17 protein-coding genes, 1 pseudogene and 1 other annotated feature are annotated in these 22,243 nt (G+C 64.0%); of the genes and pseudogenes, 8 read left to right on the top strand and 10 right to left on the bottom strand.

From position 1 onward, the window contains the following. Positions 1-43: 43 nt before the first annotated feature. Positions 44-793 (bottom strand): helix-turn-helix transcriptional regulator, encoded by a 750-nt coding sequence (locus tag FHS96_RS25880; protein WP_429598705.1) that lies wholly within the window; start codon positions 791-793, stop codon positions 44-46. Between the two features lie 303 nt (positions 794-1,096). On the opposite strand from FHS96_RS25880, the gene FHS96_RS25885 reads away from it, so the two are divergent. Beyond that, positions 1,097-2,020, top strand: a complete 924-nt coding sequence (locus FHS96_RS25885; protein ID WP_429598707.1) for a nucleotidyltransferase and HEPN domain-containing protein — start codon at positions 1,097-1,099, stop codon at positions 2,018-2,020. A gap of 6 nt (positions 2,021-2,026) precedes the next feature. Here the strand turns inward: FHS96_RS25885 and FHS96_RS25890 are convergent. Further along, positions 2,027-2,804, bottom strand: a pseudogene (locus FHS96_RS25890) (IS5 family transposase). A gap of 560 nt (positions 2,805-3,364) precedes the next feature. Here FHS96_RS25890 and FHS96_RS25895 point away from each other — a divergent pair. The 3 genes from FHS96_RS25895 (at position 3,365) to FHS96_RS25905 (ending at position 5,942) form a co-directional block, all read left to right on the top strand. Next, entirely contained in the window at positions 3,365-3,862 is a 498-nt protein-coding gene (locus FHS96_RS25895; RefSeq protein ID WP_429598709.1) for a nuclear transport factor 2 family protein, read from the top strand. A 461-nt stretch (positions 3,863-4,323) separates the two neighbouring features. After that, a protein-coding gene (locus FHS96_RS25900) for an IS3 family transposase (protein ID WP_429598711.1) occupies positions 4,324-5,552 on the top strand; the annotation gives its coding sequence in 2 pieces (ribosomal slippage) (positions 4,324-4,612 and positions 4,612-5,552; 1,230 coding nt in all). Then, positions 4,605-4,719 (top strand) — a sequence feature (AL1L pseudoknot). (Overlaps the previous gene by 115 nt.) 105 nt (positions 5,553-5,657) lie before the next feature. Continuing rightward, positions 5,658-5,942 carry a hypothetical protein gene (locus tag FHS96_RS25905; protein ID WP_429598713.1) on the top strand — a complete coding sequence of 95 codons (285 nt, stop codon included), beginning with the start codon at positions 5,658-5,660 and terminating at the stop codon, positions 5,940-5,942. 38 nt (positions 5,943-5,980) lie between these two features. Here FHS96_RS25905 and FHS96_RS25910 read toward each other — a convergent pair whose 3' ends face one another. Further along, a complete protein-coding gene (locus FHS96_RS25910) occupies positions 5,981-6,538 on the bottom strand; it encodes an ester cyclase (protein WP_429598715.1) in 558 nt (185 codons plus the stop codon). Positions 6,539-8,084: 1,546 nt separating this feature from the next. On the opposite strand from FHS96_RS25910, the gene FHS96_RS25915 reads away from it, so the two are divergent. Together FHS96_RS25915 and FHS96_RS25920 are read left to right on the top strand one after the other, a co-directional pair. Then, on the top strand, positions 8,085-8,267 hold the full coding sequence (locus FHS96_RS25915; protein WP_429598717.1) for a DUF3606 domain-containing protein: 183 nt from the start codon (positions 8,085-8,087) through the stop codon (positions 8,265-8,267). 426 nt (positions 8,268-8,693) lie between these two features. After that, entirely contained in the window at positions 8,694-8,819 is a 126-nt protein-coding gene (locus FHS96_RS25920; protein ID WP_429598719.1) for a hypothetical protein, read from the top strand. Positions 8,820-8,825: 6 nt separating this feature from the next. Here the strand turns inward: FHS96_RS25920 and FHS96_RS25925 are convergent, their stop codons facing one another. The 4 genes from FHS96_RS25925 to betC are packed head-to-tail and all read right to left on the bottom strand — an operon-like array spanning position 8,826 to position 15,158. Next, entirely contained in the window at positions 8,826-10,055 is a 1,230-nt protein-coding gene (locus FHS96_RS25925) for a threonine synthase (RefSeq protein WP_429598721.1), read from the bottom strand. Between the two features lie 42 nt (positions 10,056-10,097). Continuing rightward, a complete protein-coding gene (locus tag FHS96_RS25930; RefSeq protein ID WP_429598723.1) occupies positions 10,098-11,279 on the bottom strand; it encodes an MFS transporter in 1,182 nt (393 codons plus the stop codon). 4 nt (positions 11,280-11,283) lie between these two features. Beyond that, positions 11,284-13,611 (bottom strand): TonB-dependent receptor, encoded by a 2,328-nt coding sequence (locus tag FHS96_RS25935; RefSeq protein WP_429598725.1) that lies wholly within the window; start codon positions 13,609-13,611, stop codon positions 11,284-11,286. A 32-nt stretch (positions 13,612-13,643) separates the two neighbouring features. Beyond that, positions 13,644-15,158 (bottom strand): choline-sulfatase, encoded by a 1,515-nt coding sequence (betC, locus tag FHS96_RS25940; RefSeq protein ID WP_429598727.1) that lies wholly within the window; start codon positions 15,156-15,158, stop codon positions 13,644-13,646. A gap of 100 nt (positions 15,159-15,258) precedes the next feature. On the opposite strand from betC, the gene FHS96_RS25945 reads away from it, so the two are divergent. Continuing rightward, positions 15,259-16,203, top strand: coding sequence for a LysR substrate-binding domain-containing protein (locus FHS96_RS25945; protein ID WP_429598953.1), 945 nt, complete (start codon positions 15,259-15,261; stop codon positions 16,201-16,203). Then, positions 16,200-17,108 (top strand): TauD/TfdA dioxygenase family protein, encoded by a 909-nt coding sequence (locus FHS96_RS25950; RefSeq protein ID WP_429598729.1) that lies wholly within the window; start codon positions 16,200-16,202, stop codon positions 17,106-17,108. The genes FHS96_RS25945 and FHS96_RS25950 overlap by 4 nt, the downstream gene beginning before the upstream one ends. 33 nt (positions 17,109-17,141) lie before the next feature. On the opposite strand, the gene FHS96_RS25955 is transcribed toward FHS96_RS25950, so the two are convergent. The 3 genes from FHS96_RS25955 to FHS96_RS25965 all read right to left on the bottom strand — a co-directional run bounded on the left by FHS96_RS25955 (position 17,142) and on the right by FHS96_RS25965 (position 22,234). Further along, positions 17,142-17,846, bottom strand: coding sequence for a gamma-glutamyl-gamma-aminobutyrate hydrolase family protein (locus FHS96_RS25955; RefSeq protein ID WP_429598731.1), 705 nt, complete (start codon positions 17,844-17,846; stop codon positions 17,142-17,144). 47 nt (positions 17,847-17,893) lie between these two features. Then, entirely contained in the window at positions 17,894-18,850 is a 957-nt protein-coding gene (epsC, locus tag FHS96_RS25960) for a serine O-acetyltransferase EpsC (RefSeq protein WP_429598733.1), read from the bottom strand. Positions 18,851-19,315: 465 nt separating this feature from the next. Continuing rightward, complete coding sequence (locus FHS96_RS25965; RefSeq protein ID WP_429598735.1) at positions 19,316-22,234, bottom strand: TonB-dependent receptor; 2,919 nt, start codon at positions 22,232-22,234, stop codon at positions 19,316-19,318. Positions 22,235-22,243 lie beyond the last annotated feature (9 nt).

Here is a 22,243-nt window from a genome sequence, read left to right on the forward strand (position 1 = left end):
CATGCCGGAGGCGCCGGAATCTCCTGACTCGGAGAGGTTCTGCTCAGTTCGTCGCGATCCACGGCAGCACCTCGGCAAAGCCGATCGCGCCGTCGAACATCGCGGAAAGGACCAGGGGCTCCGAGCTGTGGACGTCATAGCGCTCGCGAGCGAGGCGGAGATGATAGGCGACAGTGCCCCGGCCGATGCCGAGGATCGTCGCGATATCCGGCACCGACTTGCCGCGCGCCGACCACAGCACGCAGTCGCGCTGGCGCCGGCTCAACATGCGCCGGCGCGGTCGCAGCCCGCCCGCGAGGCGGTGCGCCGCACCGAGCGCCGTCGCGCCGACCGCTTCGGCGACGACCAGCATGTCCTCGGGCAGCCGCACGCCGGGACGCACGACGAAGGTGCACGCGCCGCTGGCCAGGCCCGGCAGATGCCGCGGCACGGTGAAGCCGTCGGCCAGGCCGTGGTTCGCGCAGGCCGACAACAGGCGCCGGTCGTCCGACGACAGGCAGATATGCGCGCCGAGATCCCGCCACGCGAAGCCGTTCAGCGCCCACTGGCAGGCGCGCCGAACGGGGTCGTAGCGATCAAGCGCGAACTCGACATAGCGGCGGGCCCAGGCTTCCGGATAATCATGGACGAGAAGCCGGGCATCGGGATCCCTGCCGAACACCGGATCGTAGGCCAGAGCAAAATGATCGAACCCCATTCGGGATGCCGCCGCTGCCAGCGCGTAGGCGAGATCCTGCTTGCCCCGGGCTTGGGTAAGAAGATGTGTCAGTTCCTCGATCAGCTTCAAACGCATCGCAACAATCGCTCGATGGCACGGGGCGTCGTCGACCCGCACGCCGTGCCCATCGCTCCGCTGAAGTCGGCGGCCACCCGGTTTTCATCCAGGCGCCGTCGAGTATTGACCGATCAGGTCTCTCCTGCCGGTGAGTTAAGCGGCATCGACGCGCGCAATCAAGCCCTTCGGCGAATAAGTCACTATTTTGCAAGCAGTTGGGGCGCACATATGCCCGTAAATTGCCTGAAACTCCATCCGGAAATTTGTCATTCGGCGTACGCGGAGGTGGCAACATGCTGCCGATTTCGCTAGAAGGAACAAATGCGGACCGATCTCGACCATCTGCCAGCGCACAAGCAACGCGAACTCCAGCGGGTGGTTCAGATCATCTTTGAAGAATTCGATGACGCGCTCGCCCTGGCCCGCCACGAATGGAAGAAGAAGGGCCGCATCGAGAAAATTATCCTCTACGGAAGCTATGCCCGCGGGGGCTGGGTGGACGAACCGTTCACCGCCAAGGGATACAAGTCGGACTATGATCTGCTGATCATCGTCAACGACAAGCGTCTGGTTGATCATGTCAAATACTGGGCGAAGCTCGAGGATCGGTTGATCCGCGAATATGGCATCACCGGTACGATCCGGACGCCGGTGAACTTCATCGTTCACACGCTGCAGGAGGTGAACGACGGGCTGGCGCACGGACGCTATTTCTTCATGGATGTGCGGCGAGACGGGATCGCGCTCTACGCATATGGCGATACGGACCTTCATGAGCCGAAGCCGAAGACGCCAGAACAGGCCTTCGCCCTGGCAGAGGAATATTTCGAGGATTGGTTTTCAATAGCGATGCAGCGCTATGAGCTAGCAAAGCATGCGATTGAAAGAGGTTTTTTGAAGCCAGCGGCTTTCGAACTCCATCAAGCAGTCGAAAGTCTTTACCATTGCATGCTTCTGGTCTGCACGTTCTATACGCCTCACGTTCACAACCTCGTGTTTCTTCGTACTCAGGCTGAACGTTTGGATCGACGCTTGGTTGAGGTCTGGCCACGGGAACGAAGATCCGACCGAACGCTGTTTGAGAAGCTGAAGGATGCCTATGTTAAAGCGCGATACTCGAAGCATTATCGGATTAGTTTAGAGCAACTTGTATGGCTTGCCGGCCGCGTCGAGGAATTGGGTCAAGTTGTCCATGTGATATGCTCAGAGCGCATCGAAGCGCTCAAGCGATCCGCTGCGGCTTAGAGGCTGTTACGAACCAGCGGAGACGACAGCCGCTTGCTTTATCATTATGCATGCGAAAGCGACGACGTGCAGCCCCGCGAGAGTGTGCGCGTATCGTTCATAGTCTTTCACGAGGCGGCGAAACGGGTTGCCCAGGCGAATGATCGCTCGACGCCCTCCGCCTGCCTTCCAACGATGCTTTGCATCGTCGGAACCTTCTTGGCAGGCTCCGCCCAGCGGCGCGGCAGGAGAGCGAAGCCCCGTTTTGCCTCGGATCGACATTGTCGCCGGTGACGGCCTGCACGGTGCGCGCGAGCCGTTCGATCTCGCCGCGGTCCTCTGCGCTGGCCGGCGTCACATGCAGCGCGAGCAGATGCCCCAGCGTCTCGACCGCCATGTGGAGTTTCGACCCCTTCTTGCGCTTGCCTCCATCATAGCCGGCCCGCTCGCCGCTCTCGGGCGTAGAGCGCAGCGTCCGGCTGTCGATGATCGCGGCGCTGGGTTCGGCAGCGCGCCCCGTAACCAGGCGCAGCACGGCGCGCAGATCATCCACCAGAGCCTCGAAGCAACCCGCGGCCAGCCAGCGTTGCGTTTGCTGATACACTGCTGCCCAAGGCGGCAGGTCGTTCGGCATCCAGCGCCACGGTGCTCCTGTCTTCACGATGTAGCGCAGGCCGTTGAACACTTCACGCAGGCTGTGCTCGCGCTGCCTCGCGTCCTCACGCTGGAGCGTCAGATACGGCACGATCAGCGACCATTCTTCATCGGAAACATCAGATGGATAAGGCTTACGGACAATCGCCATCCAACCCTTTGAGTCCTTTCGGACTCAGGTCCATAACAGCCTCTAGAGCCGATGAACTCCTGTTCGAAATTTGTTGTTGTTCTTCGGACAGCCTCATTTCGGTCGTGTCCGAAACTTGCTGCAAGGTCCCGGAAGGTGATCCCGGCCTCCGTCAGCGCCTCGAGTCGTGCGCGCGAGCAGCTGAATGCCCAATTCTGCCTCCAGGTGCGCCAGGCCCCCACCAACGATCGACTTCGCCGCCAGCGGTGCGCCGCAGCAGTGACTCCGCCCGCATCCGCGACCTCCACGAACGTCCGCAGTTCCTCGATTCCTATGCTGTGTTCCCAAGTGCGCAACACAGCATAGCAGGACGTGACGCTACCGCATTCGGAAATGCGATGGCACCTTCTCTCTGGAATGGCTTCAGAGGTTTAGGGCAACGTCCCGAATGGAGATGACGATGGTGACCGACTGCGTGGTGGGCTGAAAGGCCCTCATCAAGGCCAGCTGGTCATCGCCCGCGAATCCGGCGTGAAGGAACTCAATCTCGAGCTCTTACAACAACCGAAGGAGAATCCCCGATGTCCGCTGATTCACACTCCATGGCTGAGCCCGCGTCGGAGGCATCACCCTTGGCGGTACTGCAATCGATCCTGGCCAACCCAACCGACATGGACTTGGTCAAACGATTTACGACCGATGACTTCGTGTACGTATCACTCAACTATAGCCATCCTGAACTAAAGCAGATCATGCCCTGGGCCGGAACGAACCATGGCACGGAGGGCCTTGTTCAGACATTTGTCGATGTTGGGCGCTACTGGGCGACCGACGATTTCCAAATCCAGGACAGCTTCGAGAATGAAAATGGCGCTGCCATCTTTGGCACCTTCACTTACACATCCATGGTACTGGGCAAAACGGTGACATCACCCTTCGCGGTGCTGGCGCGCGGCAAGGGCGGCAAGCTATCCTACGTGCAGTTCATGGAAGATACGTTCGCGACCGTCCGCAGCTTCCGGGAGAGCGGTGAGTACCTCATCAAGGCTAATCCCGACGGATCGGAGACCAATATCTGAGAGCGGTCTGCTCCCGATGACGGGACCTCCTGTTCCCGCAGTCGTCGAACCTGGCGGGGCTGCGCCGTTCATCGCAGCGGGTAGACCATTGTTGTTCAAGGCGGATGAGCGCGGGCGTCAGGTGGCTCCTCGTACCTAAGGGGCGAGCTGACCTTGAAAGGACGAGAATGAACGCCCGCATCGACCATTCTGCCCCGAGCCCAGCCGACCCGGTGACCGAGTGCCCTCTCTCGCGGAGCGATCGCATGCCGATTTTGCACCTGGACGTTGGCGGTTTTGACCGCGTCGGACTGGGCCCGTTCGGTAGTGGCAGGAACCACCGGACCAACTTCCTCCACGCCCGCGATATCATAGGTCAGTGATGCCGCGCCCGTCATCCAAGCGCTTCCGGTCTGTTGCCATTGCGGGTGAAGCGTCCCGGGTTTTCCGGAGGCTCCGAACTGTGAGAAGGAGCATCCGGTATGAGCAAGATGGGAAACAGATTTTCGCCTGAGGTCCGTGATCGAGCGGTTCGAATGGTTGGCGAGCACCGTGCGGATTACGGCTCGGAATGGGAGGCGATGAGTTCGATTGCCTCGAAGATCGGCTGCACGGCCGAGACGCTGCGCCGCTGGTGCCGCACGGAGGCGGGCCGACGGGCGGCACCAGCGGCGCAGGGCGTCGATGATAAGGCCCGGCTCAAGCTGCTGGAGCGCGAGGTCAAGGAGCTCCGTCGAGCCAACGAGATCCTTCGCAAGGCGTCGGCATATTTTGCGATGGCGGAGCTCGACCGCCGCGAGAGATGATGATGTCGTTCATCGACGTCCATCGCGAGGAGCTGGGTATCGAGCCGATCTGCCGCGAACTGGCGATCGCCCCGTCCTCCTATCACGAACACGCGACCCGCCTTGCCGATCCGGGGAAGCGTTCCGCCCGTGCGCGCCGGGATGACGACATGTGCGAGCAGATCCGGCGCGTTCACGAGGCCAGCTTCGGACTCTACGGCTCGCGCAAGGTCTGGCATCAGTTGCGGCGCGAGGGCCTTCATGTCGCCAAGTGCACGGTCGAGCGACTGATGCGTAGCATGCGGCTGGCCGGCATTCGCCGCGGGAAGAAGACGATCACGACCGTCAGCAATCCCAAGGCGCCATGCCCGCTCGACAAGGTGAACCGGGAATTTCGTGTAGATCGGCCGAACGCCCTGTGGTTAGTCGATTTCACCTATGTCCACACCTGGGCAGGGTTCGTTTACGTGGCCTTCGTGATCGATGCCTATGCGCGGCGCATCGTGGGTTGGAAGGTCAGCACTTCAGCCACGGCCGGGTTCGTTCTGGATGCCCTGGAGCAGGCGATCCACGCCCGCAGACCCGGCCCGGATGACGGCTTGATTCACCACAGCGACAGGGGCGTTCAATACCTCGCCATGAACTACACCCAGCGCCTCGCGGCGGCCAACCTGGTGCCATCCGTCGGCAGCGTTGGCGACAGTTACGACAATGCTTTGGCCGAGACAATCAATGGCCTTTACAAGGCCGAGGTCATCTGGCGCCAGCGGTCCTGGCCGAGCGCATCTGCGGTGGAAATGGCAACGCTCAGCTGGGTCGATTGGTACAATAACCATCGCCTCTTCGGCCCGCTCGGCTACATCCCACCCGCCGAGGCTGAAGCAAACTACTACGCGGCTATCGAAACCCTCGATATGGCTGCATGAGTCAAACTGCATAGCCTCCAGAAAACCCGGGACGCTTCATCGCGTGCCCTGTGCTGAACGCCAGGGCGCCAGCGAGTGTATGTCTCAAAATAGGAGGGAACACCGATGATCAGTATCGCCGCGCGCGCGGTGGCTCTTATGCTGACCCCAGTTGCAGGCGCCTGCGCGGGGCAGGCCAACGCGCCAGTTGCCCAGCACAGATCGCGCATCGTTACGGTCATGTGCAACAGCACGGTCAGCAACGACACGGGTGCTTGCGCTCCTCGAGCCGAAGAAAAGTGCGACGGGAAGGCCCGACTTCTAGGAATCGTGTCGAACGTCGAGATAACGGGCCGGCCCACAGGCCGGCTCTACACCATCACGGCCCGATACGAGTGCAAGAACGCATGACCGCAGCGCTCATTTGAAGAGTAGCGATTACCTTCGTCTTATGCTTGACCCTTTGGGTGTGGCTCGCTTTCGCTCCATTCGCGGTGCATAAGCCCATTGCTGGGTAGGCTTGGGTCAAGAACCTTTTGAGCCGATTCCGCACCAGCGATCGGCAAGTCGCCTGGCTCGAGCAATCCCGCTTGGACGAGCACCGATGCCTGATCCCAATAGATATGCTCATGCGCAAGTTTCCCAAATCGGAATTGCGCAACGATGACGGCGGCCACTTCGATACGCTTGTGGGTCGGTGCTACTCCAGGAAGGAAGTAGTCCATTCGCCGGTCATGCGTGAACCTGACTACCATCTCCTCCACGATCGTATCGCGTCCGACAGTGCGGCTGACCGGCGCCAGTTCCATGTCATCCGGCTGCACCGTGATAAAATGGTTGGCATAAAAGCGGCGCAATTCCTCGGCACCCACGCCGCCGGTCATCGTTGGGACGTGGTTTACGTAAGGATCGGCAACCATGGTGGACATCGTGGCGTCGACATCCTTCCCGACCAATTCCGCACCAAGATGCTGTTCCCACACGGCTACAAGATCGCTTTCTTCCATTGCGGTTCTCTCTTTCCGGAATGCTTGCATGACCGGGCGGGGACATCGATGGGATGACCCGACGATGCCATTCCTGTTTGAGGCGCGGTAGCGTCCTCTAGTGATCAGCTTTGTTGCACAAAGCGGAACGCCGGAGCGAAGGTGGAGGTCTTCGACGTAACCGAGAATCCCCGCTTGCATTCATTGAACCGAAGAAAAATGCGGCTGGAGGGCCCGCTTCTGAGGGCAGCCTCGATTGCCAAGATGACCGGCCGGCCCCACACCATTCGCTAGGTACGAATGCAAGAACGAAAGATGGCTGCGCGAATGTCAGGAGCCGCCGTGCAGTGAACCTCTCGCAGACTTCGTGAAGCAGCAGGATCGAATTTCTTCGTCGACCGATCTGAGCATGTAAGGCGCGGGCGGGGCAATTGACCAGCATTCGAGCCCAGGTAAGCTCGCGCGCTCCGGCTGAGCGGAAGGGAACCATCGGTGCGTCGAAGCCGCTGATTGGGGTTGGATCGAACGCGTCTGAGGTCATGCGAGTTCACTAAACAGTGATCCTGACGAGCGCGGCAGTCGCACCCTTCAGGACGGACGTTTCGACCTCAAGGCCCGCTGCCTCGGAAGGCAGAACCCGCTGAAGAGCGAGTCCATCGAGAACGGTGAGGAGGAGTCGGTCCGCGCCTTGTTGCTGCCCGGGGCGATCGCGTCCTCCTCCGCAAGGATTGAGATCCAGGGCTCGATTCGTAGTGCCGCCTGCCGTCTCATCTCGACGGGCGAGCGGTAGACAGATTGAATTTCGCGGCGGCCGTCCCATATCCGGATCATCGTTCAACAACGGAAAGGAGGTGGTCGAATGTCTCATTGTCCCACGCCGACTGCGGCGCCTGAAATGAGCATGGCCTCCACCGCGAGGGTCCGGCTCAACTAAGCTGGCCGCAAAGGCAAAGACAATGGAAGGGCCGCCTCGCGAGGGGCGGCCCTTCGCCTTTGCGTCGGTTGTCACAGGGCGCTCCTCTTGTTCAGATCTGGATGATCGACTCCGCAAGCGCTTCAGCAGCGTGCCCGATCCTGGCATCGCCGCGGGCCATCAAGCTGGTTTCTTGACCCCGAGTTGACATGTTCGTGCGGCGCCGAGCGGAACGAACGCCAGCATCTTTCACTTCAATGCGCGTCCGGGCACCGACTATTCGCATCGGCAGGTGTCCGCGGAATGCGGGCTTCCCGCGACATAGCATCTGATTTCGCGACGGTGATGATGCGCATCGGTATCGCACGCAGGCGGTTCCGCCCACCACTATACCGCAGGAGTGCTTATCGGCGGGTGGCCGAGTTGCCAGGCTGACCCGCGCAGAACCGATCAGAGCCCGGTTCATCCTGCGCCGGCAGATGCTCAGGCGGAACAGGCGCGCTGGCGGCACGCTCGCAAGGACGCCCATTCATGGCGGGCGATGGTTTATACGGCCCGCTCGGATGATGTGCAGACGAACCGTTCTCATCAATGATGCCATCGTCTGCGGAACCCGCGGTGGTCTCATCGATTCAGCGTGAGAAGGAGAGAATCATGGCTGACGATAAGTCGAAACGCGGCGCCGCTGACCGGCGCCGGGTCGCCGCTGGCGAAGGCTATGAAGTGAATTACTTCGCCCGCAAGCATGGCATCACAAGGCAGCAGGCCGAGGATCTGATCAAGAAAGTCGGCAGCGACCGGGAGAAGCTCAACGCCGCCGCCAAGAAGCTGAAGTAGCCGCCGCCCCACCCATGGGAACGACTCCTCGGCCACAGGAGTCTCGTGGGGATGAAGCAGAAGGCATAGCGCTCGTGGCGCGCACGGCGACCAGAGCGATCCCGAAGCGAAAGGAAGGGCGGCCGGGCTGCCGCAGCCGCGGCAAATCCGCCGCCCTTCCGCCCAGTCCAGCTTGCCACGCTGGTCGATGCCGTTCCAGCCGGCGATCGCTGGCTCCACGAGATGAAATATGATGGCTACCGGACGCTGGTGGCGGTCGGGGGCGGCGAGGCGCGCGCCTACACACGATAGGGCCTCGACTGGTCGGATCGCTTTCCAAGCATTCTAAAGGACGCGCCGGAGAGAGACCTAAGACGTGGCGTCCAATTCCGCGCACCGCTGGCGCTACATCCCTTATCTCCAGCCGGAAGAAGCGCTGCGGATCAAGTGCTGGGATTCCGCTTCGTCAGTGCCCGCTTCGCCCCGCCCAGCGGCTTCGAGGATCCGACGACACCGCCCGAAACGCCGCAGCGCGAATGCATCGAGTTCCGCACCATCGCCTTCTTCGACTGATCGCGGCTACAGCGCGTCGAAATCGATTGGTCGGGTACGGTCAAGCGCATTGGGCGCCTCGGTCATCGGGTATTTCAACCCCGTCGCGCAGTTGAACAGGACGACGCTCTCGGCGCGATCGACCAGCCCTTGCGCCACGGCCTGGCGATAGGCGGCGAGCGTTGCGCCACCCTCTGGGCAGAGCAGCAACCCGTCCTCTCGTGCGGCATCTTCCGTGGCCTGGAGGATCGCCGTGTCGTCGACCGCCAGCGCGCGGCCGCCGCTCTCGCGCACTGCGCGCAGGATGAGGAAATCCCCGACCGCGCGCGGCACGCGGATGCCTGCGGCGATCGTGTGGGCATTCTCCCATCGTTCGGCATGCTCGATGCCGTCTTCGAACGCCTTGACGATCGGGGCGCAGCCGCTGGCTTGGACGGCGAACATCTTCGGCCGCTTCGCGCCGATCCAGCCAAGCGCCTCGAGTTCGGCGAACGCCTTCCACATTCCGATCAGCCCGGTGCCGCCGCCCGTGGGATAGAAGATGGCGTCGGGCAGTCTCCAGCCGAGCTGCGCCGCCAGTTCCAGGCCCATCGTCTTCTTCCCCTCGATGCGATAGGGCTCCTTGAGCGTCGACGCATCGAACCACCGTCCCTGCCGAGCGCCCTCGCCGACGATCGCGCCGCAATCGTCGATAAGGCCGTTGACCCGCCACACGCGGCCGCCCTGGAACGCGATCTCGCGAATGTTGATCTCGGGCGTATCGTCGGGACAGAAGATGATCGTCTCGATGCCGCATCGCGTCGCATAGGCCGCAAGCGCCGCACCCGCATTGCCGTTGGTCGGCATGGCGATGCGGCGGATGCCGAGTGCCTTGGCCATCGACACCGCCATCACCAGCCCGCGCGCCTTGAACGAGCCGGTGGGCAGGCGGCCCTCATCCTTGACGAGCACATTCGGGCCACCCGAAGCGTCCAGCGCTATGAGCGGCGTCTCGATCTCGCCCAGGCTGACGATATCCCGGCTGGACCGCACCGGCAGCAGTTCGCGCCATCGCCACATGTCGGTGGGCCGCGACTGGATGTCGTCCCGCGTGACCGCGGCCGCGACGCCCTCAAGATCGTAGCGGACGATCAGCGGCCGCCCCGCGTCGGACAATCCGTGAACGGTGTCGCTCGAATAGCGCTTACCCGTCAGCGAACATTCGAGATGGGCGACGAACGTCGGGCGATCGGCGGTGAGATTGATGTTGACCGTCATGGCACGAGCCTATCCCGGCGCCCCGCGGCACGATAGCCCGGTTCAGTTGCCGCTGCTGCTGCCGGCGGTGAAACGATCGATGCGCCGGGCGAGCGGCCAGGCGGTTGCGATCGCGGCGAGACAGAAGGCAAGGCCGAGCGGGCCCACCGGCGCATAGCCGCCGAAGAGTTGCGCGATCGTACCCGCGGCCAGCGAGCCGAGCGACTGCGACAAAAGCCAGGTGCCGGTGGTCAGCACGGCGAGCCGCCCCGCGCCGTCGGCGGAATAGGCGAGTCCGAGCAGCAGCGGATAGGTGATGAACCAGCTGACATTGTAGGTGATGAGCGCCGCGGCAAACGCCCAGGGTGCTGCGACCGTGGTCAGCAGCGCGCAGGCGCAGCCGCAGGTCGCCAGCGCGATCGCGATCGGCCAGGCCCGCGGCAGCCGGCCAACCACCGCGACCAGCCCGAGATTGCCGAGTGCGCTAAGCAACGTCGCGAGACTCTGATACTGGCCGAACGTCGTGGCGGGCAGGCCGATCGCGTGGGCGGCGCGCTCCATGAAAGGCCAGATCGCGAGGCTGCCGAAGGCGAACAGCGCCATCGCGAGCAGCACCCGCGCACCATCCCGTCCCAGCAGGCCAGGTTGCACTGCCTGGCCTTCAGCAACGGTCTCAGGCGCCTTGCTCGGACCGCCCGGGAGCATCAGCGCGAACAGTCCGAGCAGCGCCGACAATCCGGCGAGCGCCACGAACATGCCGCTCACGCCGTGGCGGGCACCGACCATCGGCAGGCCGATGTTCACCGCTGCGAACAGCACGGTCTGGACGGCGATGCCGGCGGAAATCGCCTTCGCCGGATGATCGGTGCGGCCGGCCGCAAGATTGACCGCACTGTTCATCAGTCCGAAGCCGAAGCCGGTGGCGATGCGTCCGCCGAGCAGCGGTACGAAGTCCGCCATCCATGCCGACGAGAACTGCGCCGCGACAACGATCAAGGTCGCGACGATCGCCAGAGCCCGCCCGTTCAGCCATTGCGCACGGGGTGCGACGAGGAACATCGCCGCCGCATAGGCGAGGGTCTCGGCCATGCTCCACGTCCCCATCTGGATAGGGCTGAAGCCGAAGCGATCGATGAGACCGCCGACGAGATAGGTGGTGAAATTGTTGCCGATATGCGCCGCCGCCGTCGCCGCGCCGATGCCGGCGAAGCTGAGCGCGAGGTTGTGACGGCTGGCGGCACGCATCGGGTCAGAAACGGTAGGCGGCCGAGAGACCATAGGTTCGCCGTTCGCCCGGATAGGTGCTCATCGAGCGGTTGAAGAACATGCCGAACGTGTTGGTGCGATACTGACGGTCGGTCAGGTTCTTCACCCAGGCGGCGACCTCCCAGCCCTCGCGGCGATACGCGACGCGAGCATCGCCCAGCCACAGCGCAGACTGGCTGAACGCGTCGCGCACCAGCGCACGGATCGCGGGATCGGCGAGGAAGGGCGCTGGATTGATGTTCGTCGCGTCCGACCAGGTGTGGAACCTGTATCGGCTGGTGAAGCGCCAGTCGGTGTTGAACACCAGCGTACCCGACCCGATCGGCTGCTCATAGGTGCCGCTGAGGTTCAGCGTGTGTTTCGGCGCACGTTCGAGCGATTGGCCGGAGAGATCGAGCGGCGCGCCCTGGTTGATCGGGAAGGGTACCGACGCGTTGGTGAAGTTCTTGTACTTCGAATCCTGATAGCCATAGCCCGCGCCAAGCCGCAGCCCGGCGATCGGCCGTGCCTCCGCCTCGATCTCGAAGCCGTCGACCGTAGCCGAGGCAGCATTCTGGGTTCGCGTGCCGACGCTCTGCAGCACGGTCACCTGCATGTCGTCGATATCGTAGTGGAAGCCGGTGAAGTTGAGCGTGAGGCGCCGGTCGAACCAGCTCGTCTTCAAGCCCGCCTCGTAGGAGGTCAGCGTCTCGGGATCGTAGACACCCAGGTCGCCAGGGCTAACGATATAGGTATTGAATGCGCCGGAGCGGAAGCCCCGGGCGATGCGGCCAAACAGCAGGACATCGTCTGTCAGCTTGTAGTCCGCCGACGCGTCCCAGGTGAACTTCTTCCAGGACCGGCTCGACGGCGTCGCCGCGATCGGCGCACCCGCCGCGTCGAGATAGATGCCGCGCGCGGTGTCGATATAGACGAGGCCGGGCACGCTCGTGTCGAACACGTCGCCCGACTGGGTCAGGTAGTCGTAGGCGACGCCTTCGATCGATTTCTTCTCCCAGGTATAGCGGCCGCCCGCGGTCAGGGTCAGCCGCGGGGTGACCTCGAAGCTCAGGCTGGCAAAGCCGGCAACATTGTCGGTCTTCACGTCGAAGTCGTAGGCCGCCCCGTCGACGCCGAAATTGACAGGGCTGTAGAGCCCGAGCTGGCCGAAGCTGTTGGTCTTGTCATGTAGATAATAGGCGCCGAGAATCCAGTTGAAGCGCCCGTCGGGTGCGGATTCCAGCCGCAACTCGTTGGTGAACGTGTCCGAGCTGCCGCCATAACGTTCATGATATTGCGAGATGGGATTGGCGTCGTCGTCCGAGAAGATCAGCGAGCTCGATTTTTCATAGGCGGCGATGTCGATCAGGCTCACGCCGCTGAGATCGACGTCGAGCCGCGCGTCGGTGCCGAAGCGGCGGGCGCGGGTATAATCCGAACCATTGTTGCTGAGCGCGCGCTTGTCGTCGCGTTCGGCATAGCCGTCGAAGTCGGTGCCCCCAGCGAGCAGACCGACATGCTGCAGCGGCTGGCGCTGCTCGGTCTCGCCGCCATGAACCTTGACGAGCAGGCCCGCGGTGGCGCCGAGATCGACATGCACCTGCCCGCGCAGATCCCAAATCTCATAGCCACCCGCCTCCCGGCCGGTGAAATCGTTGAAATACTGGCCGTCGCGATGCTTGTAGACCCCCGCGACCCGCGCCGTTACGCCGTTGGTTAGGCCCCCGCCGATGCCGACCTCGGCCTCGCGCGTATCGTCGCTGCCATAGACGAGCCGGCCTTGCGCGGTGAGGTGCTCGGTCGGCTTTGTCGTAACAAAATGGATCGCACCGGCAGTGGTGTTCTTCCCCCACAACGACCCCTGCGGACCGCGCAGCACCTCCACCCGGTCAAGATCGTAGAGCGGTTCGCTCTGCGCGGAGCCGGCGCTGATGAAGACCTCGTCCTGATAGATGCCGACCGCGGAGGTCGCCGTCGGCGTGAAGTCGTTGGTGCCGATGCCGCGCAGGCGATAGCGCGGCATCGCCGCACCCATCGCGGATTCCGCGGCCAGGTTCGGCGTCTGGCGCGCGATGCCGAGCCCGTCGCGAAGCTGGCGTTCGGCGATGGCCTCCCCGCCCAGCACGGTGATGGAAAGCGGCACGTCCTGCACGTTTGCCGACCGCTTGGTCGCGGTGACGATGATATCCCCACCGGTGTCGCCCGCGGCAACGGGTTCGATGGCGTCGTCGGCCGGCGCCGCGGCGCGCGCGCCGCTGCCGGCGAGGATCATGGCGCCGATCGCGCCGAGGCTTGCGGCGCGTAGCGCCGCCTTCTTGCTGGTCGGGCTCATGGTTTCCCCTTCTTTATTGTCGTTGATGCCGGTCATTGCGTGCGCACACGCGGAAAGCGGGCTGCGGCCTCGATCAGCTCGAGGTCCATGTGGCTGCGGACATATTCGCGCGATGCGTCGCGGTTCGGCTGGAAGTCCCACGCATGGAGCCTGCCGGTTGCATTCGCTTCCGCCACGAGGTGCCGTCGCCCCTGGCTGGCGAGTACGTCACGTTCGATCGCGGCGAGATCCCAGCGGGCAGCCACCTCGGCGCGGAAGGCTGCGACCAGCCCGGCCTCGGCCGTGTCGCTGGCCAGGTTGCGCAACTCGTCGGGGTCGGAGGCGAGATCGTAAAGCTGATCCGGATCGGCAGGGGAATGGATGAACTTGTGGCTGCCGCGCCGGATCATCACCATCGGTGCGATCGCGCCTTCGCCGAGATACTCGCCCAGAACCTCGTCATGCCCCGCATCGCCCGTCAGGTGGGGCAGCAGGCTGCGGCCGTCGATCGATGCGGCCTCAGCCGCCGGCAGCTCGGCGAGTTCGAGCAATGTGGGAAGAAGATCGACGAGCGACACATTGGCGTCGATCGCGCGCTGCTCGAACCGCCCCGGGGCATGGATGATCAGCGGCACGCGCGCGCCGCCCTCGAAGAAGTTCATCTTGTACCAGAGACCGCGCTCGCCCAGCATCTCGCCATGGTCGCCGCACAGGATGACCACCGTGTCCTCGGCGAGCCCGGTTTCGCGGAGCGTTTCGAGGATCAGCCCAATCTGCTCGTCGACGAAGCTGATCGATCCGTAATAGGCGCGTCGCGCAGCGAGGATCTGTGCCTCCGAGGGCGGCTCGAGGTCGTTGCCGCAGACGTGGCGAAGCCGCCGGGAGTGGGGATCGCTGCCCCCTGCCTCCTGCGTCACGCGTGGCGCCTCGATCTCGCTGTCCGTGTAAAGATCCCAGTAGCGTCGGTGGATCGCGAAGGGGTCATGCGGATGGGTCAGCGATGCGGTCAGGAAGAAGGGGCGGTCATCGCTGCCGCGCGCGATCTCGAACAGCGCGCGCCGGGTCGTGAAGACGACCTCTTCGTCGAAATCGAGCTGGTTGGTCCGAACGGTCGGTCCAGCGGTCAGCACCGAGTCCATCGAATGATACCAGGTCGGGCGATGCGCGAAGTTCGACCAGTCGGGCGTCCAGCCGAAATCCGCGGGATAGATGTCGGTGGTCAGCCGCTCCTCGAACCCGTGGAGCTGGTCCGGGCCGACAAAATGCATCTTGCCCGACAGGATCGTCCGATAGCCGCCAGCGCGCAGATAATGGGCGATCGTGGGCGTCGATGCCTGGAATTCACATGCATTGTCATAGGCGCCAATCCGGGACGGCAACTGGCTCGACAGCATCGAAAAGCGCGACGGCGCGCATAGCGGGCTGTTGCAATAGGCCGATCGGAACAAGGCTCCCGAGGCGGCGAGGCCCGTCATCACCGGCGCCCTGACCGGCGAACGGCCGAGAAAGGGCAAGGCCGTCGCCGCCATCTGGTCGGCCATCAACAGGAGAAAGTTCAGCTTCTTCACCGCCAACCCATATTGTCTAGTCACTTAATGGGGTTTAACTAGAGTGGGGCGAAAGGGCGGTGAAGCCCCTGTTTTATTGAGGTTGCGATAAGTGACGTTAATGTCAGAGGGGTTCGGCCGGTTGCCGCTGCGAAGCCTCGCCGTGTTCGAGGCGGCGGCGCGCCACGGCAAATTCTCGGCCGCCGCCGAGGAACTGCTGATGACCCAGGCGGGGGTCAGCCAGCATATCTCGCAGCTGGAGGCCGACCTCGGTGTCTCGCTGTTCGATCGTCGTCACCGCGGGGTTGCACTCACGTCCGCCGGTGAAGTCTTTCGGCAGTCGGTCGGGCAGGGGCTTCGCACCCTGTCCGACGGGATCACCTCGGTGCGCAGGCTCGGGGGCAGCAGCACGATCAGGATCCTGACGGATTTCGGTTTCGCAGCATGGTGGCTGATGCCGCGGATCGCAGCGCTGATCGAATTGATGCCCGAGGTCGAGATCCGGCTGGTCACCGCGCAGTCGATCGTCGAGGCGCGTGAGGACGAGTTCGATATCGGCATCCTTTTCGGCAAGGCCGAATGGCGGAACTGCCGATCCACGCCGCTGTTTCCCGAGCGCATCTATCCGGTGTGCGCGCCGAGCTATCTGGGTGCCCGCTCCGTGCCGATGGCGCCGGACGACATCGCCGGTTTACGGCTGCTCCACCTGCGTAGCGGGGGGCCCGATCGCTGGTTCGACTGGGACGGCTGGTTCGAGGGCGTCGGCGCCAAGCCGCCGCCGAAGCATCATGAGGTCACGTTCAGCAACTACCAGATCCTTCTCCAGGCGGTGCTGCTCGGGCAGGGCGTCGGCATCGGCTGGACGCCGCTGATCGACGCGTTCGTCGCGGATGGCAGCCTCGTGCGGCTTACGGACCAGCCACTGGCCAGCGAGCGCGGCTATCACATCGTCCAGCCGGCCGGAGACGGCCGCAACGACGTCGTCGAGCGGATCGCGGCATGGCTGCTGGACGAACAGGGGATCGGGCGCCGCGGCGTCGACATTCAGGCAGGACGATATTCATGATCGAGCACGCAACCGCCGGATGCGCTCCTTCCGACCGGGCGTTGACGATCGCGCCGCTCGCCGGACGGATCGGTGCCGAAATCGGCAGCATCCGGCTAAATGGCGATCTCGACGCGGCGACCGTCGGCGCGCTGCGTCAGGCCCTGCTGGCGAAAAAGGTGCTGTTCTTCCGCGGCCAGGGCCATCTCGACGACAAAACGCACCAGGCATTCGCGACCCTGTTCGGCGTGCCGGTGGTTCACCCGACGCTTCCCGGAGATGGCGGCGCGTTCCTGCTGGAACTGGATTCCCATCGCGGTGGCAAGGCGAACAGCTGGCATACCGACGTCACCTTCGTTCCGGACTATCCCGCAGCGTCGGTGCTGCGCGCCGTTGCGATCCCGCCTTTCGGCGGCGATACGGTGTGGGCGAACTGCGTGAGCGCATATGAAGCCTTGCCCGACGCGCTGCGGGTGCTGGCGGACGGTCTGTGGGCGGTGCACAGCAACGATTATGACTATGCCGCCAACCAGACCAGTGCCGATCCCGCGCTCGATGCCTATCAGTCGGTGTTCGCCGCCACGGTGATCGAGGCCGAGCATCCGCTGGTGCGGGTGCATCCGGAAACCGGCGAACGCGCGCTGGTGCTCGGCAGCTTCTTCAAGCGCTTCATCGGCCACAGCCAGGCGGATGGCCAAAGGCTGTTCGAGCTTTTCCAGAGCCACATCACCCGGCTCGAGAACACCGTGCGCTGGCGGTGGGCGCCGGGCGACGTTGTGATCTGGGACAACCGCGCGACCCAGCACTACGCGATCGACGACTATGGCAAGGCCCATCGCGTGGTTCGGCGGGTAACGCTGGCCGGTGATCCACCCCGCTCAGTGAACGGTCAGGAGAGCCGGGCATTGTCTGGCGCAAAGCGATAGGGGGCGACACACCGGCGCGCTGCGCCGGTGCCTTCAGGCGCGAAGCGCCGTGCCGAGAAGCTGGAAGAACGCTCGGTTGTGCGCGCCAGCGGCACCGCTCCATTCCGGATGCCATTGCACCGCGAGAACATCGCCGCCGCAGGGCCTGGCCGAAAAGGCTTCCACCAAGCCGTCTTCAACAGCAATCGCCTCTACCGTCAGCCCGGCTCCGAGCCGATCGACACCCTGCATGTGAACAGAGTTCACATTGGCGCGGCAAGCGCCCGTCGCCCGAGCGAGCTGACCGCCTTCGCTCAAGGTTACATCGTGCCTGTGCTCGAACAGCGCTTCGAACGGCAGATGTTGGTTCTCGGCATGGTGCATCGCGCCCAGGTCGCGTGCCAGCGATCCGCCGAAGAGGACGTTGAGTTCCTGCAATCCGCGGCAGATGCCGAAGACGGGCCGGCCTGCCTCGATCATCCGCTCGGCAAGGGCGAGGGCCACCGCATCGCGCCGCTCGTCGAGCCGCTCTTCATCGTGTGCAATGCTGCCGTAGCGATCGGCCGCCACGTTGGAGCGCGATCCTGTCATCAGCAGGCCATCGAGCCGATCGACGAGGGCCACGGTGTCGAGCACCTCGGGCAGCGCCGGCACGAGCACGACGGTGGCGTCCGAGATCCGGCTGATCGGCTCGATAAAGCGGCTGGCGACGACCTGCACGGGGCGATCGACGACCTCGTTGCAGCAGAGCACGCCCACGAGCGGCTTCAGCGCCGATGGCGGCCGCGGCGCGTGCGCCCATCGTCTCACGCCGAGGTTCCGGCGAGCTGCGCGGAGAGGCCGGCGGCCTTGGCGGCGTCGAGGCGGATCGCCTGGGGCTGCGCGACCACGCTGCCGGCCGGCACGTCCTCCAGCAGCCACGCATTGCCACCGATCATGCTGCCGCGGCCGATGGTGACGCGGCCGAGGATCGTGGCGCCGGCATAGATGATGACGTCGTCCTCGACGATCGGATGCCGCGCGAGGCGGTCGCGCGGGCCGACCCGGCCGAGCCCGAGCGGGCTGCGCGCGCCGAGCGTCACATGCTGGTAGAGGCGGACATTGCTGCCGATGATCGCGGTCTCGCCGATCACCACGCCCGTGCCATGGTCGATGAAGAAGCTCGGCCCGATCGTGGCGCCGGGGTGGATGTCGATGCCTGTCCGGCTGTTGGCGAGCTCGGAAATCATCCGCGCGACGATGACTGCGCCCAGCCGATGGAGCGGATGGGCGAGGCGGTGGTGGAGGATCGCCAGCGCGCCCGGATAGGATACCAGGATCTCGTCGACGCTGCGCGCTGCAGGATCGCCGACGAAGCCGGCCTCGACATCGCTGTCGATCAGCGCCCGCGCATCCGCCAGGCAGGTCGCAAAATGCCGGATGATCGTCGCGGCATGATCCGGCTCGAAGCGGTCGCGCGACTGACCTTCCCAATAGGCGAATTCCGCGGCGATCTCGCCATGCAGCAGCGCGAAACCTTCCGCGAGCTGTTCGGCGACGAAATCATCCTCGCGCGCCGGACCGCCGCTGAAATTGCCGAGCCGCGCCGGGAACAGCGCGGCCGCCAGATGGTCGACCGCGCGCGCGACGGTGGCCGGCACTGGAAACCGCGTTACTGCCTGCCGGCCGACCTGGCGGCCGCGCCACGCGGATCGCGCGACATGAAGTTCGGACACGGCGGACGCGATCTCGTGCGCAAAGGCAGCAGGTACAATATCACTCATCGACGCTCTCGGTTCCGGACAAGCCTTCCTGACGACGCGGTTAATTCTCTACTTACCGAGTGGGAAATGTCGCGGTAGATTCCCTTGAGGGGGTGAAAGTGGGATCGGATCCGAGTTGCGGCATGGTCGCTGCCGGGCCGACAGGCCTCGGCCCGTCCCAGCATGATCGATATGGTGAATGCGCACCGCTGACGCGGCGAATAGGGATCTCGATCATCCGCGGTCGCTGGCGATGGCAATCCGCAGTCGCTGGAATTGATCGCAACCGGCATGCAACCGGGGGGCATTCGCTGATAGGCGAATGTTCCGATCCACTTTCCGTGTTTTTAGCGGGCAGGGCGCGATGTCCTAGGGGAAGCGCGGCGCTAAGGACAGCACGGCGCGCATTTTGCAAACGACACCGATGCAGCAGTGGTGGGTCGGGGGCCGAGCCGAACACCTGATCGGCCGCCGACCATCATCAGCTTAATACCGTAACGAGACGCCCGCGAAGAACCGCTTTCCGGGATAGCTCGTCTCGGCCATGCGGATGCTGCCGGAGGTGGAGCGCTCGGTTTCCTCCGTCAGGTTCTTGCCCTCGATGAAGGCGGAGATGCCGGTGCCGGGCACGCGATAGGTGATCTTGGCGTCGAGATAATTGGTCCCGTCGCGGAACACCGGATTGCCCGAGCGTTCGGCAGCGGCAAGTAGATAGCGACTGCGGCCATTATAGGCGGCACGGATGTTGATCGCGCCCTTGTCGTAATAGAGAACGAAATTATAGCTGTGCTTCGACAGGCCGGGGAAGCCGAGCTCCGATCCATCCAGCGTGTTCGACAGGCCGACGTCGGTCGCCTTGCTGTAGGTATAGTTCGCGATCGCGCCTAAGCCGTCGAACGGTGCGGGCAGGAAGGTGAAGGCGGTCTGCGCCGAAAGCTCTACGCCCAGGATCTTCGCACCCGCGCCGTTGATCGGCTGGGTCACGTCGTAAAGCGTGCCATCCTTGAACAGGTCGACGCCGGGCACCAGCGTCCGCGCGAGCACGAAGCTCTTCACATCCTTGTAGAACAGCGCGGCGTTGAGCAGCGTGTCGCGGTTCGCATACCAGGCGAGGTTGAGATCATATTGATCGGCGCGATAGGGCTTCAGGCTCGGATTGCCGGCCGAACAGGTGTCGAGCGATTCATCGGCGATGCCGTCCGCGGTCAGGTCGTACAGGCAGTTTGCGTTGGGCACGAGGTCGGTCGGCTTGGGGCGGGCGAGCACCTTGGCATAACCCAGCCGGAGGTCGAGGCCGCGGAGCAGTTCGAGATTGGCGTTCGCGCTCGGCAGGATGTCGCTGTAGCGGTTGCGGATCGTCACCGGCAGCGTGCCGACCGTAACCGTGCTCGTCACGCCCGTCGCCGGATCGGTCACCCGTTCCCGCCGGATGCTCGACCCCGTCGCGTGGGTCCGCGTGGTCACGTAACGCACACCGGCATTGCCGGTCAGCGCCAAGCCGAACAGCGTCGTCTCCAGATTGGCCTTGAGATAGCCGGCGGCGATGCTCTCGCTGATGTCGTGCGTCGGGATCTGCGCCATGCCGTTGCAGAGCCGCAGGCAGTCACGGTTGAAGCCGCTGAGGTCGAAATAATCGGCGACCGCATCGAAATTCGGGGACAGCCAGGCGTCCGGCAGGCCGGTGCGGTCGATCCCGTCGACATCGAAGAAGGTGCCGGGAGTCAGTTCGCTCGACGCGGCAATGAAGCTGGCCAGCTTCTCGGGCGTCCAGATCAGCGGCGCATTGCCGCCGTCGCGGATGATCACCGTCTGGGTGCGATCATTGCCGGGCACCACCGTCCCGTCCGGCGTCACATAGCCGCCGCCGGAATACCGCAGCGATGTCGATCGCCGATACTGCCCGCCCACTTCGATGCTCTTCAGTAGGCCGTTGTCGAAGGCATAGTCGGCGTCGAGCTTGAACTGCGTCTCGCCGGTATCGACCTCGTCGGGCCGGTACTGCAGCGACGGTCCTACCGGGCGGATGCCGGAGGTATAGGTCGCCGCCTGCTGCGGATCGAAACCGTCCGGAAAGGTGAAGCGCGGGATGCCGGTATCGGGATCGAGACGCACGCGGATGCTCGGGATCGACGCCGACAGCGCGATTACCTTGCTGTCGCTCACCGTCCGCGCCTTCGAGGTGACGGCGAGGCCGGTCACCGTCAGCCGTTCGCTCGTCCAGTCGAACCCGCCCGAAAGATAGCGTGAACTCTGCCGGTAGATGAAGTCGCGCTTGCTCGTCCCGAAGATCGAGCCGGCGCCGGCGGCATCGCCGGTCGCGGTCGGCGCGGTGACGAGATCGATGACATTATTGTCCTTATCGATGACTACCGAGGATGCGTCGATGCGATCGGTCGACTTCAGATCGACGCTGTAATTATAGTCGATCAGCCGGTTGCGGCGACGATTATATTGCCCCTCGACGAACGCGCGCAGATTGTCGCTGAATTCATATTGCAGCGTCGCCATCGCCGATACACGCTCGTCGTTGCGCGTCCAGATACCATAGCGCGGCGTGCGCGGCGAATTATCGTAGAATTGCCGCTGGCAGGCCGCGCGCATGTCCGGCCCTTGTGGCACCTGCCGGCATCCCGCCACGGTCGGGATCGAGCCGTAGATCGGATGCGGCACCAGATTGCGATTGTCGCCGTTGAAGTCGGCCAGCCGCACCCATTCGGTGTTCCGCAGGAAATCGCCGCGCGTCAGATTGTGATCATAGGTGAGGTTCACGAGGATGCCGAACCGGTCGTCGAGGAATTTCTTACCCGCGGTCAGGTTCGCGCGCGGCCGCACCTTCTTGTCGGCACCGTCGAGATACTGGCCCGAAAGCGTGCCGGCGAGCAGCGGCTTGGTCAGGTCGAGCGGCTTGCGCGTCTGGATCGAGACGGTGCCGCCGACACCGCCCTCGGTCATGTCGGCGGTGAAGCCCTTGAACACGTCGATCGACTTGACGAGTTCCGAGGCAAGCTCGCGAAAGTCGACGCCGCGCTCACCCGCGCCGCCATTGCCGAGCAGCGAGACGCCGTTGATCTCGACGCGGTTGAGATCGGGTTCGACGCCGCGGATGCTGACCGCGACACCTTCGCCGAACTCGCGCTGAAGCTGCACGCCGGTCACGCGCTGGAGCGCTTCGCCGATATTCTTGTCGGGAAATTGCGAGACGTCTTCGGCAACGACGGAATCGACGACGGTGCCCGCCGCACGCTTGCGCTTGATGCCCGATTCAAGGCTCGCGCGCGTGCCGACAACGATGATCTCGCCGTCGGCCGATGGCGGGCCGTCCTGATTGTCCTGCGCGGTGGCGAGCGACGGCGTGACCGACAGCGCGAGCGCGACCGATCCTGTCCACAACGAACGATTGTGCATGGTTCCCCT

Source organism: Sphingomonas zeicaulis (genome assembly GCF_050433225.1).
Classification (GTDB): domain Bacteria; phylum Pseudomonadota; class Alphaproteobacteria; order Sphingomonadales; family Sphingomonadaceae; genus Sphingomonas_D; species Sphingomonas_D zeicaulis.

Coding starts and splice junctions, on each gene's coding strand:
- FHS96_RS25880 (WP_429598705.1), bottom strand. CDS start 793: ATGCGTTTGAAGCTGATCGAGGAACTGACACATCTTCTTACCCAAGCC.
- FHS96_RS25885 (WP_429598707.1), top strand. CDS start 1,097: ATGCGGACCGATCTCGACCATCTGCCAGCGCACAAGCAACGCGAACTC.
- FHS96_RS25895 (WP_429598709.1), top strand. CDS start 3,365: ATGTCCGCTGATTCACACTCCATGGCTGAGCCCGCGTCGGAGGCATCA.
- FHS96_RS25905 (WP_429598713.1), top strand. CDS start 5,658: ATGATCAGTATCGCCGCGCGCGCGGTGGCTCTTATGCTGACCCCAGTT.
- FHS96_RS25910 (WP_429598715.1), bottom strand. CDS start 6,538: ATGGAAGAAAGCGATCTTGTAGCCGTGTGGGAACAGCATCTTGGTGCG.
- FHS96_RS25915 (WP_429598717.1), top strand. CDS start 8,085: ATGGCTGACGATAAGTCGAAACGCGGCGCCGCTGACCGGCGCCGGGTC.
- FHS96_RS25925 (WP_429598721.1), bottom strand. CDS start 10,055: ATGACGGTCAACATCAATCTCACCGCCGATCGCCCGACGTTCGTCGCC.
- FHS96_RS25930 (WP_429598723.1), bottom strand. CDS start 11,279: ATGCGTGCCGCCAGCCGTCACAACCTCGCGCTCAGCTTCGCCGGCATC.
- FHS96_RS25935 (WP_429598725.1), bottom strand. CDS start 13,611: ATGAGCCCGACCAGCAAGAAGGCGGCGCTACGCGCCGCAAGCCTCGGC.
- FHS96_RS25945 (WP_429598953.1), top strand. CDS start 15,259: ATGTCAGAGGGGTTCGGCCGGTTGCCGCTGCGAAGCCTCGCCGTGTTC.
- FHS96_RS25950 (WP_429598729.1), top strand. CDS start 16,200: ATGATCGAGCACGCAACCGCCGGATGCGCTCCTTCCGACCGGGCGTTG.
- epsC (WP_429598733.1), bottom strand. CDS start 18,850: ATGAGTGATATTGTACCTGCTGCCTTTGCGCACGAGATCGCGTCCGCC.
- FHS96_RS25965 (WP_429598735.1), bottom strand. CDS start 22,234: ATGCACAATCGTTCGTTGTGGACAGGATCGGTCGCGCTCGCGCTGTCG.